This is a genomic window from Streptococcus ovuberis (assembly GCF_012396585.1).
Taxonomy (GTDB): Bacteria; Bacillota; Bacilli; order Lactobacillales; family Streptococcaceae; genus Streptococcus; species Streptococcus ovuberis.
In genome coordinates this window covers 18,029-31,473 of record NZ_JAAXPR010000003.1, presented here as the reverse complement: position 1 = coordinate 31,473, position 13,445 = coordinate 18,029, and the positions used below count along the sequence as shown (strand labels likewise).

Annotated in this window: 11 protein-coding genes and 1 pseudogene; all 12 read left to right on the top strand. The window is 39.3% G+C overall.

What is annotated here, in order from left to right; genetic code table 11:
- Nucleotides 1-11: 11 nt before the first annotated feature.
- Nucleotides 12-563, top strand: coding sequence for a DUF3801 domain-containing protein (locus tag HF992_RS02295; protein WP_168548450.1), 552 nt, complete (start codon nucleotides 12-14; stop codon nucleotides 561-563).
- Nucleotides 560-2,371 carry a VirD4-like conjugal transfer protein, CD1115 family gene (locus HF992_RS02290; RefSeq protein ID WP_425505585.1) on the top strand — a complete coding sequence of 604 codons (1,812 nt, stop codon included), beginning with the start codon at nucleotides 560-562 and terminating at the stop codon, nucleotides 2,369-2,371. The genes HF992_RS02295 and HF992_RS02290 overlap by 4 nt, the downstream gene beginning before the upstream one ends.
- Before the next feature lie 21 nt (nucleotides 2,372-2,392).
- On the top strand, nucleotides 2,393-3,721 hold the full coding sequence (locus tag HF992_RS02285) for a hypothetical protein (RefSeq protein WP_168548449.1): 1,329 nt from the start codon (nucleotides 2,393-2,395) through the stop codon (nucleotides 3,719-3,721).
- Nucleotide 3,722: 1 nt separating this feature from the next.
- Nucleotides 3,723-8,156, top strand: a complete 4,434-nt coding sequence (locus tag HF992_RS02280; RefSeq protein ID WP_168548448.1) for a PBECR4 domain-containing protein — start codon at nucleotides 3,723-3,725, stop codon at nucleotides 8,154-8,156.
- Nucleotides 8,157-8,210: 54 nt separating this feature from the next.
- A complete protein-coding gene (locus HF992_RS02275; protein WP_168548447.1) occupies nucleotides 8,211-8,465 on the top strand; it encodes a hypothetical protein in 255 nt (84 codons plus the stop codon).
- A gap of 200 nt (nucleotides 8,466-8,665) precedes the next feature.
- Nucleotides 8,666-9,031, top strand: coding sequence for a plasmid mobilization protein (locus tag HF992_RS02270; protein WP_168548446.1), 366 nt, complete (start codon nucleotides 8,666-8,668; stop codon nucleotides 9,029-9,031).
- A gap of 3 nt (nucleotides 9,032-9,034) precedes the next feature.
- Nucleotides 9,035-10,669 carry a relaxase/mobilization nuclease domain-containing protein gene (locus HF992_RS02265; protein WP_168548445.1) on the top strand — a complete coding sequence of 545 codons (1,635 nt, stop codon included), beginning with the start codon at nucleotides 9,035-9,037 and terminating at the stop codon, nucleotides 10,667-10,669.
- 77 nt (nucleotides 10,670-10,746) lie between these two features.
- Nucleotides 10,747-11,553 (top strand): ParA family protein, encoded by an 807-nt coding sequence (locus HF992_RS02260; protein WP_168548444.1) that lies wholly within the window; start codon nucleotides 10,747-10,749, stop codon nucleotides 11,551-11,553.
- Between the two features lie 64 nt (nucleotides 11,554-11,617).
- Nucleotides 11,618-11,857 carry a ribbon-helix-helix domain-containing protein gene (locus HF992_RS02255; protein WP_168548443.1) on the top strand — a complete coding sequence of 80 codons (240 nt, stop codon included), beginning with the start codon at nucleotides 11,618-11,620 and terminating at the stop codon, nucleotides 11,855-11,857.
- Nucleotides 11,858-11,874: 17 nt separating this feature from the next.
- Nucleotides 11,875-11,997, top strand: a complete 123-nt coding sequence (locus tag HF992_RS12155) for a hypothetical protein (protein ID WP_281346960.1) — start codon at nucleotides 11,875-11,877, stop codon at nucleotides 11,995-11,997.
- Between the two features lie 111 nt (nucleotides 11,998-12,108).
- Complete coding sequence (locus HF992_RS02250; protein ID WP_168548442.1) at nucleotides 12,109-12,252, top strand: hypothetical protein; 144 nt, start codon at nucleotides 12,109-12,111, stop codon at nucleotides 12,250-12,252.
- Between the two features lie 12 nt (nucleotides 12,253-12,264).
- Nucleotides 12,265-13,431: pseudogene (locus HF992_RS02245) on the top strand (ISLre2 family transposase); the annotation flags it as partial.
- Nucleotides 13,432-13,445 lie beyond the last annotated feature (14 nt).

The window sequence follows — 13,445 nt, the reverse complement described above, 5'->3', positions numbered from 1 at the left end:
AAGGAGGACTTATGGATCAAGAAAAAACCGTACGACAACTAAAGGAAAACGCCAGGGCGACAGGGGAATTTATCCTCAAAGCCATTTATTTCTTCACAACACGCCGATTTGATGGGTTTCAACAGACCCTGATGGACCGCACTAAGCATTTAAGAGGGGAGCAGGACTGGGGAAGTTTTATGGGAACTCCTGAAGCAAAAGAATTAAAAACTTTTCTCAATCATGAAGTGAATATTGATGCCCTAAAGAAGCACCTCAAAACCTATGGTGTAGCTTTTGCTATGAGAGAGACGGAGGCAGGAAAAATCCAACTCCTCTTCCAACAAAAGGACGTGGCTATTCTTACTCAGGTCTTTGATGATTTGATTAAACAACTGACGGATAAATCCGCTGGAAAGCAACTAAATGCCCGTTTGTTACGCCCTAACAATGCTCAAAGTCTCGAAGACAAATTAGCTTATCAGACCCAACGAGTCCAGGATAGGATTGCTTTAAAACAAGCATTAGATAGTGCTAAAAAAGTGTCACGTCGGGCAGAAGTAAGTGAGGTGAGTAAATCGTGACGAAAAAAACCGTCAAATTGATTTTACTACTCTGTTTCTTAATCATCTATATTGGCCATTGGTTCTATAAGTCTACTCTCTTATATCCTGATACTGGAGAATTGGATATTCTTGGTCTGAATCGTTTAAGCTGGGTCTTTGGGCACTTAACGCAACTACCTTTGATTGACTTTGGCTTTACGCTAACATCGTTGAGCTTTGGTCTAGGGCTATGCTTGATTATCTTATTTATTGCTTATCGGCCAAAGGACACTAAAACCTATCGAACTGGAGAGGAGCATGGATCGGCTAGGTTCGCGACTGTCCAGGATTTGATTAAGTTTCGTGACAAAGAGCCTCAAAATGATATGATTCTCTCTCAAAATGCCCGTATGGGCCTATTCAATAAACGGTTGGGCTTTGCGGTCCAGTTGAATAAAAATGGGATTGTCTTTGGTCCACCAGGTGACGGTAAGACCAGGAACCTAGTCAAACCTAACCTGATGCAGGCGAATGCTTCCTTTGTTACAACAGACCCTAAAGGGCTATTGGTTCATGAAGTGGGCCACTTGTTAAAAGAGGAAGGTTATGATATCAAAGTTTTAGATTTAGTTACCCTCTCTAATTCCTCACAATTTAACGTCTTTCATTATATGACTTCTGAATTGGATATTGATCGAGTGGCTGAAAGTATTATCAATGGAACCAAACGAAGTGATAACAAGGGTGAAGACTTTTGGGCACAAGCAGAGGCTTTCCTCATTCGTGCCTTAATAGGATACCTTTACTTTGATGGTAAGGTTTTAGGAGAATTTGAGCCTCACCTGGGACTGGTAGCGGATTTGCTAAGGAAACTCAAACGCCAGGATCCAGAGGAAGCGAGCGAAGTGGAACAGCTCTTTAAAAAACTAGAAGAAAGATTACCAGGTAACTATGCCTGTAAGCAATTTGACCTTTTTATGGCAAACTTTGGTGGCCAAACCCTGATGTCTGTATTAGCGGTAACTTCAGCACGTTTTTCAGTATTTGACCATGATGCGGTTAGAAACCTCATCAGGACGGACACCCTGGAGATGGAGACCTGGCAAATCAGAAAAACAGCGGTATTTATTGCCATTCCAGAGACAGATCCAGCTTATAACTTTATCGCTAATCTTCTCTTTACAACCATGTTTAGAGTGCTACCTAATCTTGCGGATGAGATTTTGCAGGGTCGCCATCCTCAATATGGCCCTAAGGATCTTATTCATTTGAGATTGATCTTAGATGAATTTGCCCAACTTGGAAAGATTCCTTATTTTGTAGAAGCCTTGTCCAGTGTACGGTCACGTGAGATCTCTATTTGGGCCATTGTCCAGGCTATCAATCAGCTCAAAACATCTTACAGGGATGAGTGGCAGACTATCTTAAACAACTGTGCCAGTTTGATTTACCTGGGTACTCAGGATGAAGACACCATGAAATACTGCTCAATGCGTGCAGGGAAGCAGACGATTGCTACCACGTCTAGCGGTCAAACCTACTCCCAGCAAGGCTCTAGCTCTGTTAACGTGCAATCAAACTCGAGGGATTTAATGACCCCTGATGAGATCGCCAGAATTGGCGTTGATGAAACCCTGGTATTCTTGGCCAAGCAAAATGTCTTTAGGGATAAAAAGTACAATCCTGATACGCATGAGAAGGCTCATTTATTGGCAGATTCGCCAGAAGATAAAGCAAGGTGGTTTACCTATAAATTCCCAATGACAGATATTGATGAATGGCATCTCCTCGTCAATCATGAGGATAGTGAGGTAGTTGACGAGGATACTGTGAAAAAAGTTGCTTAACATAGAAAGAAAGGACAGATAATGACACTAACCCAAAAAGATTATAAGGCTCTAAAACAGGGCGTTGTGGCCGATACCGCTATAGGTGTCGGTTTTTTTGCAGGAATCGAAAGTAAGATTCCTGATTATGCTTTAATTGAGGCCATTCGAGAAATGGCAACAAATGGTTGGATTGGCCATCAGACTTCTGATGGGGATATTAGAAACATGCTGGTAACGGAAAGTATTAAAGCTATGAACTTTCAGGATTTTAAAGATGTGGCCCCGTATCTCTTTTCCTATCCGAGAGAGCAACGCCAAGAGGATCTGTTGGTTGCTCCAATCGAGGTTTCAAGATCATTATTTGAAACGTTACAGGCAGAAGCGGATGAACTCTTTCGTTTGAAGCGTGAGTTGGCCTATCAAGAGCAAGAAGAACTCACGATAATGGATGTGATTGATCAAATAGAACACCAGTCTATTATTCAAGAAACAGGCTATAGCGTTGTTGGCATTAGTCAGGACCAGTCTCAGTTCTTGATCCTGGATAATCGATCAGCAGATCAAAGAGATCCCTATCTGGGAGAAGAGATTTTTGAAGGAGAGCTTTTGCTAAATGATTACCGCTCACCTTACTCTAATAAAGCCCAGATTATGGATGGTCTTATTGAGCAATCGAACCAAATAGCGACTCATATCTATCAATACTACAATGATGTCTATTACCAAGAATCAGGAGTCTTAGACGGTTTAGAAATCGTACAGAATTACTATCAGGAAGATCAATTAGATACTAAGCGATTAGAAGGAGTAAAAAGTACGTCTTCACTGTGGAGACTGGCTCAAGATTCTCCTAGTTTTCAATCCGACTATGAGACAGTAATGGAACTTCTGGAAGATGATGGGATCAGAGATTATATTAGGGATTATCCAGATCACTTCCTAGACGATAAAGACCAGGTAGAACTTGTCCAGGGGATGCTGGCGGAAGATGGGAAACAACTCGCTATAAAAGAAGTGACAGGATATAGTCAGGGTGAATTCTGGACTCTGGGAGCTATTTATGATACCGCACTTTTTAAGGCAGAAGAGATTGATTTTTACCTGGAGCATGAAGTTGGAGCTTTTTATAAGGGTTCTCTAACTGAAGCTATGATTATTTCTAAGGAACAATTAGAGAGCTTGGGTCTAGAGGCAGCTGCACAATCGGCGGAAACCTTTATCGTTAATGAGGAATTGCTTTGGGGGAAAAATTCGCTAGAGGTGCTTACTGAGTTGTTGCAGCTTGAGGGCTATGAATCTCTAGAGCAGGTTATGGATCAGGAAGTTGTAAGTCAGGAAAAAGAAGAAACAATAGAAATGGAGCGATGAGATGGCAACAATTGAAGAGTTAAAACGCCTGTCTATCCTGGATGTGGCCCAGCAACTAGGCCTAGATATGAAGCGTCTGGGACATGACAATTACACCTGGTCTGACCATGATAGTTTTATTCTAAATACGAGTAAAAATATCTTTTCTTGGTTCTCCAGAGATTTACACGGGGACGTTATTAAACTGGTCCAGGTGATAAAGGAGGAACAAACAGGCCAAAAACTTAGTTTTAAACAAGCAAAACATTACCTGGAGACGGGAGAGTTTGAATCTTTTGAACCAACCGAATATATCCCACCTGTTTTTGAATATTACCTACAAAACTTTGAAAGTCAGGATTTAACTTTAGCCAAAGATTATCTGGTCAATGAACGTGGGTTGTCTGAAGATACTATCAATCTTTTTATAAAGCAAGGGTTGTTGGCCCAGGCGACACACAAGACAGGAGAAGTTTTAGAGCCTGTTATTGTCTTTAAGACCCTGGACAAGTCAGGACAGATCACAGGAGCATCGCTACAAGGAATCATGGAGAATAATACCATCCATGAAAGAGGGCGCTTAAAACGCATTATGAGAGCTTCTGATGGGATGTCTGGAATGACCCTAGATATTGGCCAACCTAAGCGCCTAGTGTTTGCGGAAAGTCCTATTGATCTCATGTCCTATGTAGAGCTACATAGAGATAGTTTAAATGATGTTCGCTTGGTGGCCATGGATGGTCTCAAGGAAGCCACTATTAGTCGCCACTTTATGGAATGGTATGCGAATCAGGAAGGGAAAACATACACGGTAGATTATAAAGAAACACCTAAGCTTTTAGCCCACGTTGCTCAACATACCTCCTATTTTAAAAAAGAGGATAACCAGGTTCTGATAACATTAGCCTTGGATAATGATGAAGCAGGCAGAAACTTTATCTCTAAGCTCCAGGGGAAAGGTATTCCAGTAGTTGTTGACCTCCCTCCGCTGGCAGACGGTCAAGAGAAAACGGATTGGAATGATTATTTAAAGACTCAAGGGGCTAGTCAAGTTAGAGATAATAGCAGACTGGCCCAAGCTTATAGAAAGCTAGAACGCCTGGAGAACGAGTTAGGCCAAGCAACGCAGGCAGTCTTTTCCTACCAAGCCCAAACTAATGGCCAGCCTATGAATGATAAGCGTGGGGCTGGAGCTTTCTTCAAGAGACGTGATCAACTGGAAAACAAAGCTATCTCTCTTACTAGAGAAATAGAAGCGCAAAAGGAGCGAATCGAACGCTTGGAAGACCAGGAGGAAAATAAGCGACTAGGGCTTAACAAAAATGGTTATGGTTTAAATTTGACTGTTGACAACATTTCACGGATCAAGGATGAGATAGAGAAATTCTATCGAGGGGAGTCCCTTTATACCCAAACGACTATTAGGAAATATGAAAAACGCCTAGTCGAGCTTGAGGCGTTAGCGGAGAAATCACAAGGTATTTCAATGAGTCCAGGGGTACAACATCTGATTGATCAAGGCCTGGTTAACCAATGGAAAAAACAACCGATGATCTATTTCGTTAAGGGACTTAAAAAAGTAGCCTTTGAGCTGACTGATCAAGGGACCTTTGAACCATCAAAAAAATATGGTCCATTAACTGATAGTGATCGAGCTAGAGTTAATGAATTATTAGGGCTTATGAAGAATAAGGAGGAGAGCGATATGGATTTAGATCAGGTGGAACAACCAGAAGTGGAAATAGACTTAAAAGCTCTCATCAATGAAAAGATTATTCAAGAGGGAGATTACTATCTCTGGCATGATTACGAACTGGAGCGTTTAGGAGCTTCTCAGGAAATGATAGAGGAGTTTCATAATAACCTGGAGGATCTGGCATACTCTAAAGATGGCGTAAATCTTTACATCGAGGACTCATCAAATAAAGGAGCCACTGGCTATCTCTCCCTGGAGGGAAATGTTTTGAATCAAGAGAGTATTTTAACCTATCTCTCAGAAAATGATCTAAACGGAGAGCAAGCTATTCAATTTCTGGATAATCTTGCTCAAGGAGTCGAAGAAACCTGGAGTAGGGTTGAACGTCACTATGATCAGGTCTTTGAAAATATAGTAGCTAAGTATGGATTGGGTAAAGAAAAATCCCTTGAGAAAACCCAAGGGATAATTGCTGAGACAAATGTCGAGGATTTACCTGGAGACCAGGAGGCAGCACCTCTACCTGAAGCGAACTTGTCGCAACCTTTGAATGACTTGTCACCAAATCAAACTGAATCTCAGCCTTTATTACATTTTACCATAGATGGGTTAACACCGTCAACTTACAAGAAGGGCTATCATCCTGTATCAGATAAAGATTTGAGGAAGTTGAATCGTTATGCACAAAACCTTCAGCAAGTGGCACAATTCTATCTTAATGAGCTTGCAGATACTACAATTACTTATTTTTATAGTGATGGGGTTGAAAATGGCCAAGTCAGTATTGAATTTGGGAAAGAATACTTCATGCACTTAACTGGCATATTACCTCAGAAAGAAGGGCAGACCGCCGAGCAGACTTTACTTGATTTTGCGAATGGGCGGGGTCATTTTGATAACTTGCTTATTGCCAATTATGATGCAGCTTTTGAAAAGCTCCAGGTACTGCCTGAATTACAGGAAATAATTGTGAGTGACGCATTTTACTTTAATGATTTATCTGACATTGAGAAATTGCATCGATTGGACTTGGATAAGGCTATTCGTACCAGCGATAAAGATCTTTTGCTAGCATTACGAACAGTCGATGGGTTAGCTATTCCTGCTAGTGTCATGCGATTAAAAAGTAACCTCAATGCTCAACTGGATGCTTCAAATCATGAAAAAATCATTCTTGGTGTTTATCGTAACCGTGATGGTAAGATTCAACAGCTGTCAATTAACAACGAATATATCAAAGATGGAGGCTCTGAGATGATGGCTATCATGCAGAATAACCAATTTGAAAGGGAAGAAATCAGTCAGGTTGAGGAGCTTGAACTGTCAGGAGCAGAAGAGAAAGAAGGGGTAACGTTTGAAGTTAACAAAGTAAAGGTAACTAGTGTGTTAGACACTCTTCGAGAGGTTGGCAGACCTGTTTTAGAAACTAATCTTAACCCAGACTACCTCGCTGAATTGGCTTTTGTTGATCAGCTTTTGGATCAATACGGAGGTGATTTAGACTTGGTGATCACTGATTTAACACTACAAGGTTTGGTTGATACTGAGGCTGAGTTTTACCAAAACTGGGTAGAGGATAAGGTTTACCAAGTCCACCAGGTATCCTGGGCAGATGTTGCGAATGGGAAGCATACACAAGAGGAATTTTCTGATCTAGCCACCAAAACCTTAGATGATTTAGTCTCTCGTTTAGAAGATTTTGAGACTTCTTCTTCGTCTCAAGAAGTAGAGGAGGCTATAGTTATTACTCCAGAAAAGGTCTCAGAATTGATTGCAGCTGGAGATAAAAAAGGTTTGAATGATCTCATGAAAGCAGGAATAAGAACCTATCTAGAATCTGATCGTTACAAAGAGTTTCTGTCAGCGATGGCAAAGTTACCACACTATTCACCTAACAATCTTTTCTTATTACAAGCTCAGAAAGCAGACGTTAGCAAAGTTGCTTCCTTCAAGGTTTGGAAGGAGCAATTTGGACGTTTGGTCAATAAGGGAGAGAAGGCTTTGAGAATTTGGGCACCTGTAACAGTTACTAAAAAAGATAAAGAGACTGGCCAACCCATCCTTGATGAGAATCAAAAACCAGTGACCTATACCAGCTTTAAACTAGTACCAGTCTTTGATATTTCCCAAACGTCTGGACGTGAGTTTCCTAAAGCAGTCAATAACCTGGAAGGAACTTATGATGATTATGCCAACCTTTATAGAGCCACCAAGGTTCTTGCTCAAGAGAGAGGTATTAAAGTTGAGTTGTCTAATAATTTAGGAAACTATAACGGTGTTTACCTTCCTAATGAAGATAAAATTATCATTAAAACAGGTATGTCAGAGACACAAACGCTAAAAACTTTCTTCCATGAAATGGCTCATGCAGATCTCCATAATCTCCAGGAAAGGGAGAAACATCAATACACTAAACCAGAGAAAGAGCTGCAAGCTGAATCAGTTGCTTTTGTGGTGGCGAGTCATTTTGGTATTGATACACAAGACTATAGTTTTGCTTATTTGGCTAACTGGTCAAGAGATAAAAAGTCTTTGTCTGACCTGGAAGCTCAATTGGATGTGATACAAAAATCAGCAAAAGGATTGATTCAACGTTTAGATAATATTCTTGAACACCAACAAAACAAGTCTGTTGGTCAAGATATTTTTAGTCAGCGCTTAGCTGAAAAGACAACGAATAGAGAGACTCAAGCACTCGTTAAGGAGGAGACACCTGACATAAAAAAGTCCCAGGAACAGGAGGAGAACCGTCACATGTAACGATCACAAAACAGCTATCACGATTAAATCAACCAAGAAAGAAAGGAACAAATAATGGAAGCACTTGAGTTAACATTACATCAATACTACTACAACTATGGGCCAACTGATCGCCCAAAGTTAGACCAGAATGCTATCCGTCAATCTCGAAGAGAGGTCATCTATCAGTTGGAACAGGATACTATTTTGGCTCAAAAACAAGAGCTTGATATAGCTCACTCTTACCAGGAATCTATTGTTTTGTTAAAACGAATGACTGATGAAGAGTACCAGCTTCTAAGAAATGGTCTCTTACAAAACGTGCGTTAGCACGTTAAAAGGGGATTGGGGATTTCCCCAAAAATTGAAAAAACTAGGCACCTCTATTCTCCCAAAAGGGAGGATAGAGAGGGTGCTTAGTTTTTTAAAAACAGCACTTGTCAGGACACGTGCTACGCTTGCCAGATGTGAGCCAGGTCTGGCTTAGGTCTGGTTTTAATTCAATTTAGAGAAGTGGAGGATTACAAAATATGGATCAAAAATCAAAAGAAGTAAGACGAAGTCGTTCTGTTAAGAAAGAATTTTTTGTAGACGAGACAGAAGAAAAAATAATCAGAGCTAAGATGGCAGAACATAACTTGAGAAACTTCTCAACTTTTGCTCGGAAGATGTTGCTGACTGGAGAAGTTAAGGTGATTAACTTTGAAGAGCTGCGTTTGTTTCGTCAAGAGATCAAACGCATTGGTGTTAACGTTAACCAGGTTGCTAAGCAAGTCAATACCGATGATGAGGTTTCGGTCGCTCAAATAACTCAAGTTTATGAGTTGCTAAAAGAGGTCAATGATCGAATGAATCAGGTGTTGAAACGGGCTGAAGAACAAGCTAATAAGGAGTAAGGAGTGGTTGTATTAAAAATAAAACAGGTCAAATCTCAAGCCAGTTTAAAAAGAGTTGTGGATTATATTTTAGATCAATCTAAGACATTGCGAGTGTCAATGGATCAAGAATATGATCCTGAAGATGATTTTCCATTGGAGTTTATAAATGGTCATAGACAAGAACAAATAGTCTCCAGTCATCTCCTGACAGATGAGGTCAATGGCTATGAAGAAATGATGATGACCAACCGATTGGCTAACCGTTATCATGGGAGAGCGGATAAAACAGACTATCAAAAAGGGACAAGTGAGGTTTATGCTCACCATATCATCCAGTCATTTTCTGTTGATGATAATCTGACTCCAGAGGAAGTCAATGAGATAGGCAGACGAACCATTATGGAACTCACAGGAGGCCATCATGAATTTATTGTGGCTACTCACATGGATAAGGACCACCTCCATAATCACATCATTTTTAATGCGACAAATAGTTCTACATTGAATAAATTTCGTTGGCAAAAAGGTACCAGGAAAAGTTTAGAAAAGATTTCGGATCGTCATGCGGATTTGTTTGGTGCAAAAATTATTGAAGACAGGAGTAAGATTTTTGATCATCGCAAGTATTCAGCTTATCGAAAACAGAATGTGCATAAGATAGAAATCAAGTCCCGATTAGATTTTCTATTGAAGCACTCTATTAGCCTGGATGATTTTTTAGAAAAGGCAAAGGCTTTAGATCTATTTGTTGACGTTACTGGTGAATATGTGAAGTATAAACTCTTGGATAAGGACCAAGAAAAAAATACCAGGGATAGGGCATTGTCCAAAAAAGGAACCTACTCTTTAGCTGTTATTGAGGATAGGGTTTCAAAAAACGAAGTCGTTTATAGCTTAGAAGAAGTAAAGGAAAAGTACCAACTGGAGCAGGCTGATAAAGAAAATGATTTTGAAATGCGGTTACCTTTGCAGTCATGGCAAGTTAAGGAAGAGACACAGACAGGTATCTATTTAGAAGTCGATTATGGTCTTAGAAATCATGGAATTGTTAAAGTACCGTATCGCTTTGTCGATAAATTAGATGACGGGAGTTTTGAATTGTTTATTAAACAATCTGATTTTTTCTATTTTACCAATCCTGACCAATCAAAAAATAATCGTTTCATTAAGGGGGATGTTTTGGTAAAACAATTGGCCCACCACAACGGTAGTTACATCCTTAAAAAGAATCCGAATATCTCTAAGTTAGATGAGTTAATCAGAGAGTTTAACTTTTTGAATCAGCACCAGGTTAGTAACTCAACTCAGTTGGATGAACTGGCTAATCGCTTTATTGAACAACTAGATCAGACAGATAAATCTTTGGACCTTTTGGATGATAAATTGGCTACCCTCAATAAAATTCGGGGAGCCTTGACTGATTACCAGGAAGGTGGTTTGGCTGAGCAGATGATTGCACAAGAAGTGCTAAATAGTCTATCTATCCCCCTGGATTACTCTCTGGAACACCTTGATAAAGAGATGGTAGAAATTAGTATAGAGAGAACTCAGTTAAAAGAAACGGTTGATCAAATCAGCTTTGAGTATCGGAAGTTGGCGACTTTGAAGGAACATCATAACGATAAACCAAATCCAGAAGAAAACAAATCAATATAAAAATAATTATAATTATGTTGATAAATATAATTATGTGTGGTATAATAAAACTATAAAAATGTGGAGGATTTAAAATCATGAAGATTATCAGCTTTGTTGCTATAAAAGGTGGTGTTGGTAAAACAACATTAACCTTTAATTATGGTGAATGGTTGGCCAAGCAGGGCAAGAAGGTCTTATTTATTGACTTGGATCATCAGTGTAATTTAACCCAGACCTATGAGCTTTATGATACTGAGCAGACTATTGCCAATGTATTCAAAGGTGGTGAGGTGGCCATCAAGCAAGTTAAGGATAATATTGCGATTATACCTGGGTATATGCAGCTGGACCTGGTAGAAAGGGAGCTGGAAAATAATGATCGAAAGAACATGATGCTCTATCTTTGGCTTGAAGATAACTACGAGAAAAGGGATTTGGAGCAATATGATTATGTGCTGATTGATTGTCACCCAGATTTTTCTATTGCCACGAAAAATGCTATTGCAGTTAGTCATGCGATTATCAGTCCCTTAATTCCATCTGAGTTTGGCTATAATGCTAAGTTTAATTTAGAGAGTAGGTTAGAAGCCTATAGAAAAGATGTGATTGACTATCGCACGAGGGAATCCTATATCACTGCTGATCTCTATTTTCTTGCCAATATGATTCGCCCTAACTATGGAACCTCCAGAGAATTGTTAGAGGCACTGGAGCAGGAAGCCAGCGAGAAGGGGGAGAGTGATCTCATTGGTGTTATTCCAGCCAAAGAACTCTTCAATCATTCCACAATTGAGAAGATTTCTATTGCAGAAATGAAAGAGGATTCAGTCCTGTACCACAAGCATAAGAAATTTTTTGATGAAATAGACCTGACTTTTTCAATACTTCATGATACAATATAAATATAATTAAATTTATAATTATATTTATATACATAAATAGATTGATATTGATAAGGAGACCAAAATGGCTTTTAAACCAAAGAAAAATGAAATCGCTCAAGTAATCACGGAGACAGCAACTTTACCAAGCTCCATTCAGTCAACAGACACTGGGGCTGGTGGACACTTTGATACCTTTGAACGAACAAAGCAGTATCAATTTACCTTGCAACCATCTGTCCGAACTAAGATTGATGAACTGGCAAAAGAGAAAGGATTTAGATCCGCTTCAGCATTTGTGAATGACTTGTTTAAAAAAATGTAACCTGGTAAGGAGAAGATATGGACTTAATTACTAGGCTCTTAGCAGAGCAGCATTTTTACGCTAACTACTTAAAAAACAAAGGATTTAGCGGAAAAGTTAATAATCTAGTAGCTAATAGTCAAATGATTATTACCCCCTAAAAAAGATGATTTTGATTTTCAAATAAGATAGACCTCGGCTAGGATTCTGAGGTCTTTTTTTGTTTAAAAATAAATTTGCGTGATTTTGTGAAAATCTTTAGAATACTTATTATGATGAAGAAGGTATTTGATGAAGTGAGTTTATTTTTAGAATTCCAACAGAAAACAGTTGATGATTTTCTGGCACACATAGCTCAGTACGATGAGGAACAAAGTGACTATCTATTACGTCAGGGCTATAAACTGAACAAGTGAGATAAACGGACGGTACTTTTTACTTTTGGGGAGGTTAGTTTCTATCGGAACCGTTGGACCAAGGATGGCCAACAGTTTATACCTGTAGATGTTTATCTTGGACTTGAAAAGTACAGTCGCTATTCAACGCAACTGGTTTATGAAATTTCTAGACTTTCAACCTTTACATCTTATCGGAAGGTTGTAGATATTGTCAAGACGACTTACAAATTAGATATTAGTAAAAACATTGTTAGTCGGGCAATGGAAGAGGCTGGACGTTTACTTGAGGAGAGGGAATCCTATCGTTTTTACGAAGAACAACAGGAAATTGATAAGATACAGTCGAATATTATCTATGTTGAAGGAGATGGGGTCATGGTTAAGGTGGTAGATGAAGCTAATGAGACAACGGTTAATATGGATCTGAGTCATTTTCTCGTTCATACAGGTAGCCAAGAAATTAGTAAAAATCGTTTTGCTTTGGAGAATAAACGGACTTTCGTAGGAGAGAACAACTATCAGGTGAGGCGCCAAGTACAGGACTATCTCTATAATCATTTTGAGATTACAGATGAAACCTTGCTCGTGAGTAATTCGGATCATGGCTCTGGTTATACCCCGTATGTTTTTGAGGATTTAGCGAAGTCTCTAGGAATTAAACATCATGAGCATTTCTGGGATAGATACCATCTCTATAAGTTGATTGAAGAGCATTTCAAACCCTATTCAGAGGAATTATCTGATTTGGTCATTCAGGCTGTTATGCAGCATGATAGGTCTAAGCTAAAATTAGCCATTAACACTGTAGAAAGTCTGATACTAACAGAAGATGAAGCTGAATGGTTTGGGAAGTTTGCGGAGCGTTTGATGCGAGACTTTAAATACACGAAGCCCCCTCAGTTACGAGGTTTACCAACAGCTGGTATCGGAGTCATGGAGACTCAGCATCGTAAACTAACGTATCGAATGAAGCGCCAAGGAAGGTATTGGTCACGTCAAGGAGCTGTGACCATGAGTAAGTTGATTTTATTAACTTACGAGGATCAATTGAAAGAACTCTTTTTTGGGAATTGGCGAAAAGAATATGTTTATTACCAGGAACTGGAAAACATTCCCATAAGTAGCTATCTTAAGGAAATTAAAAAAACTTCAGATTATTATCTGAAGGGGAAATTACACGGAAATTATAAACCATAGAAAGCTCTAAAATT

Excerpts from the sequence above, each read along its gene's own strand:
- HF992_RS02295 (WP_168548450.1), top strand. The coding sequence starts at position 12 with ATGGATCAAGAAAAAACCGTACGACAACTAAAGGAAAACGCCAGGGCG.
- HF992_RS02285 (WP_168548449.1), top strand. The coding sequence starts at position 2,393 with ATGACACTAACCCAAAAAGATTATAAGGCTCTAAAACAGGGCGTTGTG.
- HF992_RS02280 (WP_168548448.1), top strand. The coding sequence starts at position 3,723 with ATGGCAACAATTGAAGAGTTAAAACGCCTGTCTATCCTGGATGTGGCC.
- HF992_RS02275 (WP_168548447.1), top strand. The coding sequence starts at position 8,211 with ATGGAAGCACTTGAGTTAACATTACATCAATACTACTACAACTATGGG.
- HF992_RS02270 (WP_168548446.1), top strand. The coding sequence starts at position 8,666 with ATGGATCAAAAATCAAAAGAAGTAAGACGAAGTCGTTCTGTTAAGAAA.
- HF992_RS02260 (WP_168548444.1), top strand. The coding sequence starts at position 10,747 with ATGAAGATTATCAGCTTTGTTGCTATAAAAGGTGGTGTTGGTAAAACA.
- HF992_RS02255 (WP_168548443.1), top strand. The coding sequence starts at position 11,618 with ATGGCTTTTAAACCAAAGAAAAATGAAATCGCTCAAGTAATCACGGAG.
- HF992_RS12155 (WP_281346960.1), top strand. The coding sequence starts at position 11,875 with ATGGACTTAATTACTAGGCTCTTAGCAGAGCAGCATTTTTACGCTAAC.
- HF992_RS02250 (WP_168548442.1), top strand. The coding sequence starts at position 12,109 with ATGATGAAGAAGGTATTTGATGAAGTGAGTTTATTTTTAGAATTCCAA.